The sequence below is a fragment of the Ferrimonas lipolytica genome (assembly GCF_012295575.1).
Lineage (GTDB): Bacteria > Pseudomonadota > Gammaproteobacteria > Enterobacterales > Shewanellaceae > Ferrimonas > Ferrimonas lipolytica.
Window position 1 is genome coordinate 1827746 of record NZ_CP051180.1, and the last position, 19379, is coordinate 1847124.

Below are 19379 nucleotides of genomic sequence, written 5' to 3' on the forward strand. Positions count from 1 at the left end.
ACCGATGGTAAACAAATGGATAGGTTTGGCTTTGGTAACACTTTTAAGCGGATGCGGTGGCAGTGATGGTAGTGACGGCTCGTCTCCCCCTTCACTCGGCGATGGCGACGTTACCATCGTTGGTGCAACAACAATCACTCTCGGCGATGGCGCAGCTTTCTATGCTCAAGTCAGCGATGGCAGCAGTCGCCTTTATCAATATCAATGGCAACAATTGTCTGGCCCTGCCGTTAATATTGTCAATCCTATCAGCCCGATTGCTGCCTTTGCCACCACGCAAACAGGCAGCTATCAGTTGCAAGTCACCGTAGGGGATGCAACCGAAGTCGTTAGCTTTACGGTTGAAGGCAACGACGACACCATCAACAGCTATAGTGACCAACATGTGGTTAGCGGTGGTCGGGTTAGCCTTCGTGCGGAAGCGCTCGATGACAATGGCAACAATTACCCCGAAGATCTGAGTTGGGTCCAAACCGCAGGTCCTAGCGTTGCCGATCTCAGCTCTACCGATGCCACGGCCAACCAGCTCGCGACCTTTACTGCCCCAATGGTCAGTCAAGATACCTTACTCAGCTTTGAGTTAAACAGCAGTAGTGGCTTGGGTAGCGATGTAGTAACGGTGTTAGTATCAGCTGAGCCAGCCCCGGTAGATAACGCCTTTTTCGACCAACCTGTTGCCCGTATGACGCCATATATAGACGACTCGCCGTGGTCGACAGCGCTAGTACAATGCGTTTATAGCAATCAGATTAATTCCCCATGCAGTGTCGATGCACTGCCGTTGATAGGCCAAGTTTCTCCTGAGCCGAGTATTGACGATATTCTGGAACGGCTGGTAGTCTCGCATCCATGGATGGGCCAACAGTTTGAAAATTTACTGCGAGATAACGACCAATTTGGCGATTTTAGACGACTTTTGTCATCCGTTAGCGCCATTGTTATCAGCTCCGACATACGTCCATCGTTCTACTGGGTGGCTACCGGAGCCATCTACCTCGATCCCGCTAACCTATGGCAACAGCCGTGGCAGCGGGCGAGTATCAATGAAGATCCCGATTACCGTATCGGCTTTGGCTCTGAGCTCAGCTTCCTAACGCCATGGCGTTACGTCGATGGCGACAACTACGCTAGCCCATACTATTTGCCAGGAAACAAATCTCCCCGCCCTTGGGAGGATTTATCGTCGCAGCTCACCAGCTTGCTCTATCACGAATTGGCGCATGCCAATGACTACTTCCCTCGCTCAACTCACAATAGCATTAGTGAAGATACTCTGCTGGAGGCGTATTACGCTCGGGTTGAAAGCAGTGGTTTACCGTCAGATCTCCTAACCAGCAGCTACCCCCTTAACAGCTCCATCATGTTTGGCTTAGGTGAGGTGATGTTTTACGGTGCAGAACCGACCGAGGCGCAAAAATTGCTCCAGCCGGACGACGTCGCGGCCCAGTTTTTCAGCGACCGTGCCGCCGATGACTACGCCTACAGCTCTAATAGAGAAGACTTAGCGATGCTGTTCGAAGAAACCCTGATGCAGCTTCGTTACGGTATTTTGAGAGATGTAGCGGTAACCAGCGGCTTTTCAGATCAATCCAGTAGCAACCTTATTGTTGCCAAAGGCCAGCGGTCCCGTATCGGCGATGCCTCGATCGTGCCAAGAGCACAGTTAATCATCAACATGCTGCTGCCTGAGGTCGGTCAACTCGAGGGTAATTTAGGCACACCGATAGACCTAACTCGTGGGCTCAACTGGTTTGAGGCAATCTATGTTGGCAACACAAGTGCGGCAAAAATGGAAGTCAGCACTCAGTCCGTGGCCGAAGCCAGCACCAATGCCGCACCGGCAGGTGTTACCTATTTTGGTGGGCGTCATCAATTACCCCACGGCCATCACCACTAAACACCAATAAATTAAATAACGAAGGTCGCAAACACTGGTTTGAGACCTTCGTCTAGCCGAGTCAAAATTACAATCTCATTTCTTGCTCGCTACCAGCGAATAGAGCAACGGAGTACTGTGGCCATCTCGTTCCCACACGAACTGGCCTGGTTGCCGCTCAACTAAATTATCGAAGCAATCATAGGGACTGTAATCATACTCTTGAAAGTGCTCTATCTGCATGCCCTGTTTCAGCAAGGCTGACTGCACCTCACCAATACTATGGCACCACACTGCTACGCGTTGCTTCTCACTGCCGGCATTTTCGGTGTAGGTAGTTTCCACCTCGATATCAGGTTTGGCACGGTTAAAATAGCCATAGCCTTGCAACAGATCCAGCGCAGGATGAAACTCGATAAGACATAGCTTTCCACCAGGCTTTAACGCACTAGCCACCGTATGTGCCCAACGGTCAATGTCGGCGAGCCAGCACAGCACCCCGTACGAAGTATAAACCCAGTCGAATTCCGGCTGAGTTTCATTGGCAAACGACAATACGTCAGCACAGATGAAGTGCCCTGCCAGCCGGCTTTGCTTAGCCAGATGCTGCGCTTGTTCAATCGCTACTGGGGAAAAATCGACCCCAGTAACCCAAGCGCCACGACGACACCAATTCAAACTATCAAGGCCAAAATGGCACTGTAGGTGGAGCATCGACTTACCGCGCACAGAGCCGATAAGTTGCAGTTCCAGCGGATTAAGCTGGCACTTGCCCGCGAGAAAACCATCGACATCATAGAAGCGAGATTTGATGTGAATTTGGGTACGGCGATCCCACGCCTGCTGATTCAACTGCAGTAGTACCTGTTCAGATTGATCATGAATGACCATGGCGAACCGTCCTTTTCGACCATTAGTTGCACACATATTAAGCGTATTTAAGTTGTGATAACACCATTAGTACAGCTTCGAATGCGCGGCGAAACCAAAGTCACCACCGCCGCCACGGCGCGCTCCTTTCACCCAGCGATATCAATTTCAAGCAGCAATCGGATCTTTCGATTATGATTTCTAGACGACCGGTCTTATTGTGACTGTATCGATGTAAGGAACTCAGCATATGGCCAGACCACGACGTAACGATCACAATCGCGAACTGCTTATCGAAACCGGCCTCGAACTGTTGGCTAAACAGGGGTATCACGGCACCGGCTTAAAGCAAATATTGGACACCGTCAGTGTGCCTAAGGGTTCCTTCTATCACTACTTCGAAAGCAAAGAGCATTTTGTCGCCGCGGTAATTGACCACTACCGTGAGCAAATTATGCAGCGACTACTGCTGCTACAAGCAAGTACGCCACAACAACCTGCCGTAGTGATCGAGCAGATTGTGGTGCAAGGTGCTCAGTTATACCGCCAAAACCAATGCGATAAAGGCTGCTTGGTTGGCTCACTAGCCGCAGAGCTCGGCAGCCAGAATCGGCATTGTCACGAGGCGATGCAGCGTTTTTGGCATGAGTTTGATCAATGGCTTGCGGCACTCATTGATGAAGGTAAAGCCAGCGCGGTTATTACCTCATCGCTGCCTTCGTTGCAATTAGCACGATTGTTTTGGGACAGCTGGCAAGGAGGGCTGATCCGCATGCAACTGCAAGGCAATACCAAACAACTTAATCAACAGATGGAACTGGTGCTAACACAATTGTTCGGCATCAAACTACAACATCAAGGAGATGCAGCATGAACGTCGTTACCTTAGGCCACAGCCTCGACAGTGGTCGAATTCAAAGTATTAACCGCGTATTTAAATCTGCTATGAGCGAGCAGTTGGGTGATAAACAACACAACCCCCTGCCCCAACAAGCGAAGCTCTATCAAACTTGGGCGGAAGGTGAAGTGGGGATCTGCGTCAGTGGCAACGTCATGATCGATCGCACCGCCCTTGGCGAGCCCGGTAACGTTGTGCTGGATAAACACAGCGATTTAACCAAATTTCGCCATTGGGCTGACTCCGCCCGTGCTAATAATTCGCGTCTATGGATGCAGCTTAACCACCCAGGTAAGCAGATCCCAGCAGTACTAAGCCCTGAGCCTGTGGCGCCATCAGCCATATCATTAGGTCGCGGCTTGGAGAAATCATTCAATACTCCGCGCGCCATGACCGAAGCCGAGATCGAGCAAACCATTGCTGATTTCGCCACCTCGGCCAAACTGGCCAAAGAGACGGGTTTTGCTGGAATACAGATCCACGGTGCCCATGGTTATCTTGTCAGCCAATTTTTGTCCCCTCGACACAACCAACGTGATGATAAATGGGGCGGCAACAGCGACAACCGCATGCGGTTTGTACTTGCCGTTTACAGTGCGATTCGCGCCGCTGTAGGCGACGACTTCCCGATTGGCATCAAGCTGAACTCTGCCGACTTTATGAAAGACGGCTTTGATGAAACCGAATCGATGGCGGTACTTAAAGCACTTGATAGCGGCGGTATTGATCTGATTGAGATATCTGGAGGTACCTACGAGTCACCATCGATGATGGGGGCAAATAAGAAGGCCCCAGTTAAAGCCTCAACTGCCAAACGCGAAGCGTACTTCCTAGATTACGCAGAACAAGCCCGTCAACATCTAAATTGTGTTTTGGTGGTAACCGGTGGTTTCCGCTCATCTAAAGCAATGAACCAGGCATTAGCCAGCGGCGCAACCGATATGATTGGTCTTGCACGTCCATTGTCTTTGATGCCCGATCTCGCTAAACAGGCGGTCGCCAACGACAATTTTGTGATTGATGTGAACAACCCAACCACAGGTTTTAAGGGGCTTGATGCTGCCGCTATGCTCAGCATCACCTGGTATGAAGCGCAATTACGTCGTATTGGTCGAGGCCGAGAGCCTAAATACAACCTAAGCGGTTGGTATGCTGTCTTCGATACCTTTACCCGCTTAGGCAAATTTGCGTTCGCGAAGCGCCGAGGCTAGCCGTTCGGCCCACAGGCTTCAGAAAGACTGTGTCGTAGTTAAGTGTTGAGGTTTTTCGGCTTCGCCGATTTCGGTGCTTTAGGGGATAATGTCGCGGTGGCGACGGCACATTCTTGTATGTATTAGGGGGGAGCTCCGCCCCATTTGGAATCCCCCTTGGCTTAGGTCGCAGTCCAAAACGCTTCGCTGGACTGCTCCAATGCGGCAGAAGAACAACGGCGGTAGGCTTAACCCCTTGTATCGGCGCTGGCCTAGCCGGTGTTTTAACAACATTGGAGAGAACAACACTTAGTTGCTACACAGCCTTCAGAAACCCCCGACTAGCAATAATATCTTCTAAGCTTTAAGCACCATATTGATAGATGGTGCTTTTTTCGTTTCGCGCATGCGCTAACGACATATAGGGAGATTGAATAATGTCGATGAGTAAAAAACTAGCAGCAGAATGCCTAGGCACATTTTGGTTGGTGTTAGGCGGTTGTGGTAGTGCGGTACTTGCAGCGGCCTTTCCCGATGTTGGTATCGGTTTACTGGGCGTATCATTGGCATTTGGCTTAACGGTACTGACGATGGCATTTGCCATTGGCCATATTTCCGGTTGCCACCTTAACCCAGCAGTATCATTTGGATTATGGAGCGGAGGACGCTTCAGTTCAGCGGAGTTGCTCCCCTATATCGTCGCTCAGGTTATCGGAGCTGTTGCTGGTGCAGCGGTGCTGTATGTAATTGCTTCTGGTCAAGCCGGCTTCGACGCAGGTGCCGGTTTCGCCGCCAACGGTTATGGCGCACACTCTCCTGGCGGATACTCTCTGGTTGCAGCGCTGGTTACCGAAGTAGTAATGACCTTTATGTTCCTAATTATTATTCTCGGGGCGACGGACCAACGCGCACCGCAAGGGTTGGCACCAATTGCCATAGGCCTAGCGCTGACGTTAATCCATCTGATTTCCATTCCGGTAACCAACACCTCAGTTAACCCAGCACGAAGTACTGGTGTAGCGCTATTTCAAGGTGATTGGGCTATCTCGCAACTGTGGTTATTTTGGTTAGCACCAATTGTTGGTGCGATCTTAGCTGGCGTGGTTTATCGCTGGTTAGGTGATAGTACCGAGCATTGATTAAAGCTCGAGAATGGACAGTAAAAAGGCGCTCTGTGCAAAGAGCGCCTTGTTGGTGTTTTTGTTTACTGCGATGGCGTTTGTGCTAACTCATCCGCTTGTCTCTGAGCTTCGGAATCGATCCAACTGCCGCCTAGGGCCTTATAAAGCGAGACCACCAATTGGCTATGACTGCCACGAGCTTGAGTTACATTGGCGTCCGCTTGGTGCAACGCCGAGCGCGCGGTAAGCAGCTCAATCCGACTGACCAAACCTGAGTTAACCAGAGTTTCAGTACGCGCTACCGCATTCTCAACTTGTGCTCGTGACTGCTCTGCCGCATCTAAGCGCAATTGGCTATTACCGTATGCATGCAACAGGGTTTCAACCTCACCAAAGGCGGTTAGCAGCGTTCGCTGATAGTCCATTGCAGCAATGTCTACTTGGCTTTCTGCTACTGCTTCAAGCGCCTCTCGCATTCCACCATCAAATAGGCTCCAGTTCATACCGACACCGAAGCTCCATAGACCGCTGCCTCCAGCGAACAGATCACCAAAACTGCTGGCAGCAACGCCCGGTGAACCGGTCATGTAGAAACTTGGGTACTTACGGGCAATTGCCACCCCCAATTCAGCATTCGCCACCTTCATCTGCCGTTCAGCAAAGCGGATATCTGGCCGGCGGGTTAGTAACTCCGATGGCAAGCCGATCGGAATAGCGCCATCAATAAACGGCATCGGCTTAGCTTCACTCAATGGCTCGATTAACGATGATGGGGCTTGCCCTAGTAATATCGCGAGTCGGCGCGAGTGCACATCAACGACGGTATCCAATTGTGGTTGCATAGCAACAACACTGGCACGTTGCGCGGCGATCTGAGCGGTCTCAATACCAGAGGCTAAACCACTTTGACGCAACGCATCGATGCGTGTTGATAGCGCGTCAAGATCAGCTAATTGTGCCTGTAGAATCTGTTGTTGTTGTTGGACAGAGCGCAGACTGAGGTAATTGTTTACCACAGCACTAACCACCATCAATCGAGTACCATCGGCTAAGATCTCTACCTGCTCTGCTCTGGCACTGGTCGCTTCAACTAAACGTGAAGTCTTACCAAAGAGATCCGGTTCCCAGCCTACACTGCCGCCCATATAGGTTGCATCGTAGTGGCGTGACGCTAATGGAATGCCAAAATCATTGTTACCACGAAGTGGCCCGCCAATGGGCCCCTGTTCGCTAAGCATGCCAGCGGTATAGCCAACTCCTAAGCCAATTTGCGGCAGATTAGTGGCTGACACGGCTTCACGATAGCTTTGAGCCAACTTAACGCGTTGTTGCGACGCTAACACCGTTAAGTTTTGCTGCAGTGCTTTATCAACCAATTGATCCAGTTGTGGATCGTTGAATTGGCGCCACCATTGTTGCTGCACCGTGGTCGCGGTTAGGTCCGATTGACTGCCATTTAGCTGCCATTGTTGTGGCTGCCATTGTGCGCTCTCAGGCCCTTGATAATCTGGGCCAACCGCACAACCAGTCAGCAGCAACGCAACAGTTAGGGAGACTAAATTACGCATCGATTCGCTCCTTTGGTGTCTCTACGCGGAACAATATGGCGTAAAACACCGGCATGATTAACAAGGTTAGGAAGGTTGCCACACTCAAACCACCGATAATGGTTACCGCCATTGGTCCAAACAGAGGGTCCCACCACAGTGGAACCATACCCAGTACTGTGGTCAGCGCCGCCATGCTGATCGCGAGGGTACGGTTAACCGCCGATTCGATAATGGCGTCAAAAGCTGAACGACCGTTGCCGATCTCAAGGTTGATTTGGTCCATCAAGACAATGCCGTTTTTGATCACCATCCCCGTTAATGAAATCACTCCTACCAGCGCCATAAATCCAAACGGTTGGCTCGAAATGAGCAACATCGGTACGATCCCCATAATCGCTAGTGGGATGGTCAAGATGATTGCTAATGGCTGCTTGATGCCGTTAAACATCGCCACCATCAACAGCAGCATGACCAGCCCAGATTTTGGTACCTGAGTGATAACGTCCAGTACGGTCCGTTGCTCATCGTAGTACTCACCCCCCCACTCAAAGCGGTAACCTGCCGGTAGCTCAATCGCTTCGACCTCAGCGGCCAAATCGTTACGAACCAATGACGCGTACTGCCCTTCGACATCCGCTTGCACGCTCATGGTGCGATGACGATAGTAGCGCCAGATCTGCCCCGGCTCGTGCTGTAGCTCAAAGCCATCAACCACTTGGCTCATCGGCACCGATTGATTGCCTAACGCGGGTGTTACTGGCAGGTTCATCAACGCACTAAAGTCATTGCGCTGCGCTTCTTCTAAGCGAATCTTCACCGGCAAACGATCTCGACCGTCATAGATACTCGCTACAGTTAGCCCATCAGTAGCACGAGCTAAGGCGCGATTAACGTCGTTACGGGTGACCCCCGCAAGGCGGGCACGGTCTTGGTTGAACTGAGGTACCAATACCTTGCTGCTTTGGCGCCAGTCATCGCGGATATATTTAGTATTCGGATGCGCCGCAATTATCTCTTTAGCTTGATCGGCTAGTTGTTTTAATACCTGCGGATCAGGCCCTAAGAAACGAGCTTCAATATTAAACTTGTCCTGAGTCGCTAACTTCAACGGCCGGAAGCGTGGGTCCGCTTTTGGGAAGTTGGCTTTGAGCCACGCATCACCACGGCGACGAAGCTCCGGGATCTGCTCATATGACTCAAGGTTTACCAACAACTGGCCATAAGATGGGTCGTTAGGCTCCGGCTCATAGGTCATCGAGAATCGAGGGGCACCACCACCAATAAAGCTGGCAACCGATTCCACTTCTGGCTGTACCATTAACCACGCTTCGATCTGCTTCATATCAGCAGCGGTTTGCTGCACGTTACCACCTTGTGGCAACCAGTAATCGACAAAGGTGATTGGTCGGTCTGAGCCCGGCATAAAGTTAAGCAACACCTTGGTTGACGCCACACAGGTCAAACTGATGGCGATAAAGATTACCGTTAACGCCTTTTTGCGGTTGATAACAATCCAGGTAACCACACGACGAGCAAGGCCCATCCACTTTGGTTCGGTTTCGCCATTGGGGTCAAGCTTGTAAAACTGCCAACACATCAGCGGAGTGATGGTCATCGCCACAATCCAGCTAAGCATTAACGATGCAAACATAATGATCGGCAGGTCGATAGCAAACTCCGCTGCTGCGGTAACACTAAACAATACCGGAGTGGTTGCGGCAATGGCGATAAGCGTTGCCGCCAATAGCGGTACTGCGGTCTCGCTAACAGAATCTGCTGCCGCTTTGCCTCGCTCCATTCCCGTGCGCAGTTTGGCGATAAACAGATCGGTCACCACAATGGCATTATCAACCAACATCCCCAGCGCCAGAATAAAGGTACCTACTGATACTCGATGGAGGTTGATGTCGGTAACCAGCATATATACCAGAGTCATCAGCAAAGTAATCGCCAATGAGCCGCCGACAATCGATGCACTTCGCCAGCCCATAAAGATCCACAGCACAATCACTACAATCGCCACAGAACTAATCAGGTTGCCGGTAAAGTCAGAAACGGACTTATTCACTTCATCCGGTTGAAACACGATAGCGTCGACAACGATGCCAGCTGGCACCTTAGCTTCAAAGTCGGCTATCGCCTGTTTTATGGTGTCACCGATAGCTACGACGTTGATGCCATCTTGTGGGTTTACCGCCACGGTAATGGTGGAGTGGCCATTAAAACGAGTCTGCAGCAACGGGGTTTCGCTATCGTCTTCATAGACGTTAGCTACATCTGCTAAACGAAAACGGTCATTACCAAGCTCGCCGGCTCCACCGCGTAAAATAAGATCACCTACGGCTTCGACTGAATCGAGGGTGTCTTGATTACCGATGCGGATCCGCTCAATTCCCGAGGTGAAATCACCGGGGTGACTAACCAAGTTTTGGCTCTGAAGTTGATCAAACAACTGCACTGGAGTGAGGTTAATCTTGGCTAATTTGGCTTCATCAATCTCAATAATGATATTGCGTTCATACAAGCCATGGGCAATGACCTTATTGACACCGGCAACCGCCTTCAAGTCGCGCTGCAGCATGCGGGCGTAATGGTTCATCTCACGCTTAGGAACGCCTTCCCCACGCAGGGCAAACAGCATGCCGTACACTTCTGAGAATTCATCGATCACTACATGGGCTTTGGCCTCTAACGGCAGCTCCATCTGCACATCACTTACCTTACGCCGGAGCAAATCCCAGTTTTGTTGCAGTTCTGGCAATGGCACCGTGTCGTAAAGATGTACGAATACCATCGACTGCCCCGGACGACTTACCGAGCGCAGCTTCCATAGGTTACCCATCTCTTCGATTTTTCGCTCAAGTACGTCGGTAACCCGCTCCTCAACCTCTTCGGCACTCGCGCCTGGGTATAGGGTAACGATGGCAGCAGTTTTAACGGTAAAGGTTGGATCTTCCAACTTACCCAACGCAAAGTAGCCGTAGATCCCTAAGATACACAGCAAGGTAGTTAGGAAGCTGGCGAAGAAGCGTTTGTTGATGGTTAGGGTGGCAAAATTCATTGGGCCTCCTTTACAGCGCCGCAGCGCGATCGCCTAACAGCACTGCTCCAACCGGATCACCGTGTTTGAAGTACGGCGCACCGGCGACAACCAAGGAGTCGCCACTATTCAATGCACCATGGACCTGCATCAGCTCACCGCTAAAACCGTCGACCGTTACCGCAATTTGCTGCGCTACGCCGTCACGAACAACCACCACATACTGACTGGTACTTTCACCTTGCACTGCACTGCTTGGCACCATGAAGCCCGATTGTTGTTGAAGTGGCAGATCAATCTTCAATAGACCAGTTTGTTCTGGCCAACCGTTAAGCGGTTGCTCCAGCAAACGAGCCGTAGCGGTAAAAGTGCGGGTGAGCATATTGGCGCTGCGGCTGACTTCGTTGATCACCACCTTCAACGGCTGTTCGCTGCCATTGAGTATCACCTGCCCGCTCATTCCTTTGCTGATCCGCGTTGCCATCTTTTCTGGCAGATCCAGTTCAATCTCAAAGCCGCTGTTACCGTGAATAGTTACCACGTCAACCGCTGGCACGGCCTGTTCATGGGCTTCGATATCAACACTGGCAATCACCCCATCAAACGGCGCTTTCAGTACGCTATAACGTAAACCGTCGCGCATCATCTGTAGTCGTTGTTCAACAATGATCACTGACGCTGCTGTGCGTTCTACCGCGGTTTTTGCACGATCAATCTCAACCGAGGCAATGGCGTCACCGGCATTAGCACGGATAACCCGTGCTTGTTCCTGTTTGGCTTGACGAGCTTGCGCTTTCGCTTCAACCAAACGCGCTTGATATTCAGCTATCTGTACCTGGAAGTCGTGGGGATCTAATGCCATCAAAGCTGTACCAGCGGTAACAGGTTGCCCTTCCGAAACATTAATGGTGTTCACCGGCCCAGCTACTCGAAACGACAAATTGGCAGTTTCAATAGGCACCAACAGTGCCGGCAATGATACCGATTCGGTCGAAACCGCGGCGACTAAGGTAATGGCTTTTACTGGTCTGGGGGACTTATCTGCAGTGACAGCGCTATCGGTGCACCCACTGAGTAATGTGGCAACGAGAGCCATCGAGACAAGGCTTAAACAAAAGGGTTTGCATTGGCGAATCATAAGGCAGGATCCAACATCTAATTGCAGAGCATCGACACGTTAGCTATCGGTTGACGCTTTGAAGAAACCACCAGTGAGGAGACTCACAATGGCATCGGGCTAATAAAGTTGGAAACTATTCTATGGTTCGAACTGCATTCCTTAAACGGGGTTAACCGTGAATTACTTTTTCAATAAATGGGATAATCATTGGCGTCGTAGCAGTTTAAACTCAGGGTCTATATCGAGTTGCTCGAACAGGAAATCGACAAAGTGTTTGACCAGTTGATTGCGTCGATTGGCAGCCGAATACACCAACCAAATCTCCTGCCCCGCCTCTGGGTTCAGTGGAAAGAGCTCTTCGAGACAACCATTATCAATAAGCGGTTGAGCCATAATGATGGGGTAATGGCCAACACCATGATGTTGTAACAGCAATCTCTCTAACAGCGGTAATTCGTTAACGATAATATTGCCTTCAACCCCAATACTCTGCTCGCCGTTTACCTGCCATTGACTCAAAATTCTACCGTTCGGCATCCGGTAGCGAATGCAGTTGTGTTCAGACAGCTGCTCTGGTTGCTGGGGTTTACCATTATTTTTTATATAGTTAGGGCTTGCAACGACCACCCAGTCGAGCCAACCAATATTGCGAGCAACCAGGTTGCTGTCTCGTTGCGGGCCAAGTCGAATAGCCAGGTCAAAGTTGTTTTCAACTAGGTCCAATTCTCGGTCGGATGTAACCAAATCGATGGTGATATTGGGATGTTGCTGCTGAAATCGCTGCATGGTTGGTACCATAATGGAGGCACCAGAGAAAACCTGAATACGAATCTTGCCCTGCAGACGATGCTCGCTTCCTCTCACCAGTTCAATCGATTGTTCAAATTGCTGCAGAGTTGCTTTGCTACTGTGGTAAAACGCCTCACCGGCATCGGTGACCCGCAGTTGCCGGGTGGTTCGAGCCAACAACGTTACCTGCAGCTGCACCTCAAGGGCTTTTATACGCCGACTAACATTGGTTACCGGTAAATCAGCTAGTTCGGCGGCCCGAGTAAAACTCTGACTTTCGACGACCAAATGGAATAAACGTAGATCATCTAATTTCATGGGCATTATGAATTTATTATTTCGTTTTTTGGGATTATAGCAAGGTTCGATTCAGGAAGTTTGCTTGTAGGTAACGCTGCTTATGCGGTCGTGTCCAAGTCAATCAGAGATGAAGAATTTTTTTCACGAACGGTATCGTTAACTTACGCTGCGCCACCATCGAAGCTTTATCGAGTCGGTCCAACACCTCAAACAAGGTGCGGAGATCCCGCGCTAACCGAGTAAGTAAAAAACGCCCGACATCTTCTGGTAGTTCCAATCCACGCACCTTGGCTCGATTTTGCAATGCCGCTAATTTAGCGCTGTCAGATAATGGATGCAGCTGATAGTGGATGCCCCAACTCAAGCGGGACACCAGATCCGGCAGCAGGAAATCGGTTTGTTTGGCGGGGGCACTGGCCGACACGACAATGCGACTATTTCTATTTTCATGTACTCGGTTATACAGATCAAACAACGCTTCTTCCCAAACCGGATGGCGACTAATCTGATCAATGTCATCGAGACAGATGAGATCGAGTTGCTCTAAGCCTTCCAAAATCGCCGGTGACATCGAGGCATGAATGCCTAGTGGTAAATAGAATGTCTTTAAACCGGCATCGCTGGCAAGTGCACAGGTAGCATGAAGCAGATGGGTTCGCCCACTCTTCCCTGCCCCCCAGAGATAAGTAATGCGCTCCCCCTGTCCTGCAGCAGCAAGTCGTAAGCTTTCAATCAATTGCTGGTTGCCGGCAGGATGGTAACTATTAAAGGTTTCATCGTCCGGTAGGTGAACCGGCAATGAGAGTTGAATTGGAGAACTTGGTGTCACTATTGGCACAGCCCTTTGTTAATTGTGAAAACGTTGTACTGAAGTCTAGTCAAGGTCGCTCCATTGGTATTGAACATCACGCTGTTGCAGTTGATCAACCACCTCTATTTTACTGATGCGACGCTCTAAGCTAAGCAGCTGTTCGACCTCTTCAAGGCCACCAACTAAGTCGAGCTCAAGATCAACTTGAGTACCAGTAATGGCGACAACGTGGGCGGCTTGCACCGGCGCTAAGCTAACCAGATACCCTCGCAGGGCCACCAACTGCTCAACTCCGCCAGTTAAGGTAAAACGAAGCTGAGTTTGCTGACGCTCGGCACTGACGACCGAGGCGTACCGATCCGCATAGTATTTCGCCACTTCAGCCAACAAGGCTTCTACTGCTAATTCAACCGATGCTACTTGTCCATCGCTGTGCAGCAGGCTGCGGGGGATATAGAAGTCACTATCGGCAACGGTGCCGCTATAGAGATTAATACGGTAGTGCCACTGCCCTTGCTCAGGATAGATGCTGCTCATCAAAACGAAATCAGAGCCATAACGCTGGCTCGCTTCGATCACCGGTTTAGGAAAGTTACCATTGACGTCATTGATATTGGCCTTAAGGCTATCTTCTAGATCAAGCAGCGGCAGCAGTTGCGGTAGACCACGCGCTTCAGCTTCACTAGCCACCAACTCTCCCTGTTCAACTGCGTCATTAATCAGAATAGTGCGGCCATCTTGTTGCTCCAACGCCAACCAGTGAATGGTGGTTGGTCGCTGGGCTCCCCAGATAGGTAACCCCATCTGTCGCATTTGCTGTTGCAGTTTCGCTTTATCAAAGCTTACCGATAGGGTCATCGGCACTGTTGTCTGAAATGCATAGGTAAGCATGAAGCTATCAGCTCGACGAATTAGTGCCTTGCCGGCGTCACTACTCGGAAGTGCATCATCGCCAGTAACCCTTATCAACACCTTAGCTAAAGCCGAACGAACGCCGGCGTTACGTGCCGCATTGTCCCGTTCATTAACCTCGACCTCGCCGCGATACAGATCGGCAAACTCGACCGCATAAGACGACAAACTGAAAAGACACAGAGCAATTAATAAACCAGCGCGCACGGGCGTTCCTACCTTGGCAATTAGTAAGTTAAGTGTATCACGACAAAGCCAATTGATCGCAGCCCAGAGCGAACTCATCGAACAATTCAGCACGTCGACTGCGTAGCGAAACAAACCAGTTACGCATTACTGATTAAGGTTAACCAACAGCTCCCCCCAAAGGGATGCAAGAATGTGCCGTCGCCACCGCGACGTCCTCCTCTAAAAGCACCGCAATCGCTGAAGCCGAAGCCTTAAGATAAACTTCAACAGCTAACCACGTTACAATCAACCAATTAACACACCCGCAACATAGTAGTCACTTAGCATCAAGCCAACCAACCACCAATAAAGTGATCTGACCTGCAGTTTTGAGCCATTTATAGGTGATGGAATCGATAAGAGAACTGCTGTTCACTGTTTCTTTTAAGCACCTGTGCTAATGTTGTGTAACTAGTTACGGTATACATAGAAAAATCAGGAATTCATTGTTATGGCTAGAATTACTGCTGCTGCACGAGCGGAAAAAGAGGAATGGATCAACTCTCAAATTTTTGAGCTATTCCTAGAAAAGGGATTTAATTCGCTCACCTTTAGAAACATCTCTTTAAAAACCGGCTTAAGCATGAGTAGCTTGCAGCCATATCACACCACTAAAACTTTCGGTAACGCGCTAATCGGAAGAGCTTTTCCGTACTTCACTTCAAAATTAGACTTCAGCTCTATTGAGAAGTTTGAAGAAACTTGGATTAATGCCATTGAAGACGCCGGCTTCCGAAATATTGTATTCCTGTTAATCAGCCACATCAGTGAAGGCCACGGCGTTACCGAAATCGCCTCATCTGGTTTGAAACGACTAACCTCGATGGTTGAAGAGCAACTTGGAAAAGAGGGGCTAAAGTCTCTTGATGCCATGATGGGCAAACTGGTTATCGAAACTGCACTCATCTACTCGCCAATTAAACAAGCAAACTAACGCCTTGTTTACCAAGCTAGGACTCCGTCGAATTCTAGCTTGGCTGCGCTCAAAAAATAACAGCTAATTCTTTAAAGCATCTCAACCAAACAAGTAACAAATTACCATTTGCGCTTCATTCGGTATAACGATAAAACTATTGGTTAGAAGAACAGCAGTAACAGCCAAAAATCGTTAATCGGCATTATTTGGGGCTATGTCGCGGTGGCGACGGCACATTCTTGTATGCCTTTTTTGGGGGGAGCTCCGTCCCCCTTTGAAATCCCACTTTGCCTTAGGTCGCAGTCTAAAACGCTTCGCTGGACTGCTCCTATGCGGCATAAGATCAACGGCGGTAGTGCTTTCCCCTTGTATAGAAACTTACCTAGCCGGTGCTTTAATGCATTGGAAAGAACAACACTTAGTTGGTACACAGCATTATTTGCTGGTGATATTCATCGTCGTGGTTTCAATGCGACGGTGCCGTAGATATGGGTCACTACCGCCTCTCACTGCAACAGCACTCATCTGATTCTATTGAGTTCACCGAATCCATCAGAAGCAACCCAATCGGACGTTGCCCATTAAGTTAACCCGACTGATTAGCTATGAAGTTGCCAACGCAGAGGTTAAATCGTTGCGTAGAAGGTCAAGCAAGTCCGTTATCCAATTACCAATGTGTTTATCTGCTAATACAGGCCGAGTTAGTAAAGTCCTAGCCCCAAGGGTAAACATCGTTCGCAGGTATTGGTTACCCCGCTTACTTATCCCTAAAAGCCACTTTTGCAATGGTGCCGGCATCAGCAAAGTTATTTTTGTTGGTTTTAACGTACGGTCAAACGTATTGGAGGGGAAAGTTTGAGGTTATGCCCAGAATACTGGCGACGACAACCAAGCTAGTGAGCACCACAACAAGCTTCAAATACAACAGTGATTGGTGGATGTTACTGAAGCAAGGCGAGTAGCTTTACTCGAGTAAGCTGCTTAGGAAGTAGCTCATTGCCACGCTCATCATGACTAACTACGTAAAAAGCGCGCTTGCCTAACTCGATGCCTGGGACTGAAATGTTCAAAGATGGTTAGCCTTAAGTTGGCTATTAAGAATTCACCCTCAAGCCTAGTGGGTTGAGGGTGAGGCAGACCATCGAACTAAGCCCAACGGAACGCTGGGCTTTGGGACAGCAATCGTTACCTATCAGGTATGACTTTTTGGCAGCAATAGGTTTAACAAAATCGCCGTTACCGCACACAGCGCAATTCCCTGCAGCTGAAAATCGCCGAGTGGGAATACCATGCCACCGATACCGAATACCAATGTAACCGCAACGATGACTAGGTTACGCGCATCGGTGAGATCAACTTGATGTTTAATCAGTGTATTCATGCCCACAGCAGCAATCGAACCAAACAGCAAAATCATGATACCGCCCATTACTACTACCGGCACAGTTAACAGCAACGCCCCGAATTTACCAACCATCGCCAATGCGATAGCAAACACGGCCCCATAGGTCATGATCTTAGGGTCATAGTTTTTGGTCAACATAACTGCACCAGTCACTTCTGAATAAGTGGTGTTTGGTGGACCGCCAAATAAAGCCGCAGTGCTGGTGGCAATGCCATCACCAAACAGGGTGCGATGGAGACCAGGCTTTTCCACATAGTTTTTACCGGTCACATTAGAGATAGCAACCATGTCACCGATATGTTCCACCGCAGGTGCAATCGCGACCGGGATCATGAACAGTACCGCCTGCCAATTAAAGGTTGGAGTAACAAAGTCAGGCAGCGCCAACCAAGCGGCCTCTTTTACTGGAGCAAAGTCAACCAAACCGAGTGCCAATGACAGGCTATAACCTACGGTGATAGCACAAAGGATTGGTAGCAAACGCAGCAGTCCCCTACCCATAATCGAAACCAACAGCGCAGTAGCTAGGGTTGGTAACGCCACCATTAATGCGGTTCCGGTCGGAATAATTTGGGTATCGCCAGCAAAACCCAGCGCCATTTTAACTGCAACTGGCGCCAATGAAAGGCCAATCACCATAATCACCGGCCCGACCACCACTGCCGGAAGGTAGTGATTAATCGCTTTTACCCCACCGACTCGCGCAACTTGAGACAGCAGCATATAAACCAAACCTGCCGCGAATAAGCCGCCCATAGTGTCCGCTACGCCCCATTGCGCAACCCCAGCAGAGATTGGAGCAATAAATGCAAACGAGGATGCAAGGAATACCGGCACAGTACGTTTGGTAACAACTTGAAAGATTAACGTGCCTAACCCAGCGGTAAATAACGCTACGCGAATATCCAAGCCGGTCAGCATTGGTACTAAGACCAAAGCCCCAAAGGCAACAAACAGCATCTGGCCGCCGGCCAATATCTGTTGCGCAGGGGTAAATTGTTGAGTTTGCATGTAGGTGCCCACAGAAGTTTTATATTGAAGCCAACTGTAATTGTGTTGTTGTCAGCTTTTACGATCGTAAAAAAGGCGTCGAATTCGACGCCTTAATTGCAGTAGATTTTTTATTTGGTGCCGAAAATTTTATCACCGGCATCACCTAAACCAGGAAGGATATAACCCTTCTCATTTAGGCAATCGTCGATGGCTGCAGCGTAAAGCTCAACATCAGGGTGAGCTTGCTCGAGGGCTTTAATGCCTTCAGGTGCTGCCACCAACACCAACACTTTAATGTGCTTACAGCCGCGAGACTTAAGCAGATCCAAAGTAGAGATCATTGAGCCACCGGTAGCCAGCATAGGATCAACAACCATGGCGATACGCTCTTCGATGTTAGCAACCAGCTTTTCGAAGTATGGCACTGGTTCGAGGGTTTCTTCGTCACGGTAGATACCAACAACAGAAACCTTGGCTGATGGCATGTGCTCAAGTACCGCATCCATCATACCTAAGCCCGCACGCAGAATAGGCACAACAGTTACTTTTTTGCCTTTAATCTTTTTAACTTCGATTGGGCCATTCCAACCTTCAATAGTCACCTGCTCCATTTCGAAGTCTTTTGTCGCTTCGTAGGTTACCAAGCTAGAAACCTCATGAGCTAACTCACGGAAGCGCTTGGTGCTGATATCAGCTTCGCGCATCAAACCCAATTTGTGTTGAATTAATGGGTGGTTTACTTCAGTGACTTGCATCGACATCTCCAAGATTTTGGCCAGACAAATTTCTCAGATCATAGCGTTAGTTGCTACCAACAAGAAAGTATCAACTTCCAGTTTAGTTGTGCATCTGTGAACAAGATCGCCAAGGCGTTAATAAATAACCAAAAGCAATGTAAAAATGGCAGTGACCACCGTTCAAGCACTAATTTGGGCTGTGTCGTAGTTAGCTATCGAAGTTTATCTTAAGCCTTCGGCTTCACCGATTCTGGTGCTTTTAGGGGACTATGTCGCGGTGGCGACGGCACATTCTGGTGTGCATTAGGGGGGAGCTTCGCCCCCGTTGGAGTCCCCCTTTGCCTTAGGCCGCCGTTCAAAACGCTTCGCTGAACTGCTCCAATGCGGCAGAAGATCAATAGCGGTAGTGCTTTACCCTTGTATCGCGACTCGCCTAGCCAATTATTTAATAGCCTTGGAAAGAGCAACACTTAATTGGTACACAGCACTAATTTGGGGTGGCCTGCGCTATTGTGATAGCCAGCAATACTCACTTTCCTGTAATTAAAACAGTTCATTACTGGCTTTGGCGCTTGGGTCGAACCGCGCTGACTGTTAGAATGCTGCGCAAAATTAGTACCCCT

General features: G+C 49.6%; 15 protein-coding genes and 1 pseudogene. 5 read left to right on the plus strand and 11 right to left on the minus strand.

Translation table 11 applies throughout. The features are described from left to right. Positions 1-4 precede the first annotated feature (4 nt). A complete protein-coding gene (locus HER31_RS08535) occupies positions 5-1897 on the plus strand; it encodes a hypothetical protein (RefSeq protein WP_168660177.1) in 1893 nt (630 codons plus the stop codon). A 75-nt stretch (positions 1898-1972) separates the two neighbouring features. Here HER31_RS08535 and HER31_RS08540 read toward each other — a convergent pair whose 3' ends face one another. Beyond that, positions 1973-2767 (minus strand): class I SAM-dependent methyltransferase, encoded by a 795-nt coding sequence (locus tag HER31_RS08540; RefSeq protein WP_168660178.1) that lies wholly within the window; start codon positions 2765-2767, stop codon positions 1973-1975. Between the two features lie 229 nt (positions 2768-2996). Here HER31_RS08540 and HER31_RS08545 point away from each other — a divergent pair, with 229 nt between their 5' ends. The 3 genes from HER31_RS08545 (at position 2997) to aqpZ (ending at position 5973) form a co-directional block, all read left to right on the plus strand. Next, positions 2997-3620 (plus strand): TetR/AcrR family transcriptional regulator, encoded by a 624-nt coding sequence (locus HER31_RS08545; RefSeq protein WP_168660179.1) that lies wholly within the window; start codon positions 2997-2999, stop codon positions 3618-3620. Further along, entirely contained in the window at positions 3617-4855 is a 1239-nt protein-coding gene (locus HER31_RS08550) for an NADH:flavin oxidoreductase/NADH oxidase family protein (protein ID WP_168660180.1), read from the plus strand. Before HER31_RS08545 ends, HER31_RS08550 begins: the two co-directional genes overlap by 4 nt. A gap of 416 nt (positions 4856-5271) precedes the next feature. After that, positions 5272-5973, plus strand: a complete 702-nt coding sequence (gene aqpZ, locus HER31_RS08555) for an aquaporin Z (RefSeq protein WP_168660181.1) — start codon at positions 5272-5274, stop codon at positions 5971-5973. Positions 5974-6038: 65 nt separating this feature from the next. Here aqpZ and HER31_RS08560 read toward each other — a convergent pair whose 3' ends face one another. The 6 genes from HER31_RS08560 to HER31_RS08585 form a co-directional block, all read right to left on the minus strand. Further along, positions 6039-7523: an efflux transporter outer membrane subunit gene (locus tag HER31_RS08560; RefSeq protein WP_168660182.1), complete on the minus strand. Its 1485-nt coding sequence runs from the start codon at positions 7521-7523 to the stop codon at positions 6039-6041. Beyond that, positions 7516-10566, minus strand: coding sequence for an efflux RND transporter permease subunit (locus HER31_RS08565; RefSeq protein ID WP_168660183.1), 3051 nt, complete (start codon positions 10564-10566; stop codon positions 7516-7518). The genes HER31_RS08560 and HER31_RS08565 overlap by 8 nt, the downstream gene beginning before the upstream one ends. A gap of 10 nt (positions 10567-10576) precedes the next feature. Then, complete coding sequence (locus HER31_RS08570; protein WP_168660184.1) at positions 10577-11641, minus strand: efflux RND transporter periplasmic adaptor subunit; 1065 nt, start codon at positions 11639-11641, stop codon at positions 10577-10579. 228 nt (positions 11642-11869) lie between these two features. Continuing rightward, entirely contained in the window at positions 11870-12778 is a 909-nt protein-coding gene (locus HER31_RS08575) for a LysR family transcriptional regulator (protein ID WP_168660185.1), read from the minus strand. Between the two features lie 97 nt (positions 12779-12875). Continuing rightward, positions 12876-13583, minus strand: coding sequence for a DnaA inactivator Hda (gene hda / locus HER31_RS08580; protein ID WP_168660186.1), 708 nt, complete (start codon positions 13581-13583; stop codon positions 12876-12878). Between the two features lie 45 nt (positions 13584-13628). Beyond that, positions 13629-14684: a DUF2066 domain-containing protein gene (locus HER31_RS08585; protein WP_168660187.1), complete on the minus strand. Its 1056-nt coding sequence runs from the start codon at positions 14682-14684 to the stop codon at positions 13629-13631. Positions 14685-15156: 472 nt separating this feature from the next. On the opposite strand from HER31_RS08585, the gene HER31_RS08590 reads away from it, so the two are divergent. Next, the gene (locus HER31_RS08590) at positions 15157-15639 is read left to right on the plus strand and encodes a hypothetical protein (RefSeq protein ID WP_168660188.1); all 483 of its coding nucleotides are present in this window, start codon (positions 15157-15159) and stop codon (positions 15637-15639) included. A gap of 633 nt (positions 15640-16272) precedes the next feature. Here the strand turns inward: HER31_RS08590 and HER31_RS18985 are convergent. From HER31_RS18985 to upp, 4 genes and pseudogenes are all read right to left on the minus strand, one after another. Beyond that, a pseudogene (locus HER31_RS18985) lies at positions 16273-16395 on the minus strand (IS110-like element ISSpi6 family transposase); the annotation flags it as partial. A 167-nt stretch (positions 16396-16562) separates the two neighbouring features. Then, the gene (locus HER31_RS18895) at positions 16563-16691 is read right to left on the minus strand and encodes a hypothetical protein (RefSeq protein ID WP_275060712.1); all 129 of its coding nucleotides are present in this window, start codon (positions 16689-16691) and stop codon (positions 16563-16565) included. A 122-nt stretch (positions 16692-16813) separates the two neighbouring features. After that, positions 16814-18037: a uracil-xanthine permease family protein gene (locus HER31_RS08595; protein ID WP_168660189.1), complete on the minus strand. Its 1224-nt coding sequence runs from the start codon at positions 18035-18037 to the stop codon at positions 16814-16816. Positions 18038-18147: 110 nt separating this feature from the next. Then, positions 18148-18774 (minus strand): uracil phosphoribosyltransferase, encoded by a 627-nt coding sequence (gene upp / locus HER31_RS08600; RefSeq protein ID WP_168660190.1) that lies wholly within the window; start codon positions 18772-18774, stop codon positions 18148-18150. Positions 18775-19379: the final 605 nt, after the last annotated feature.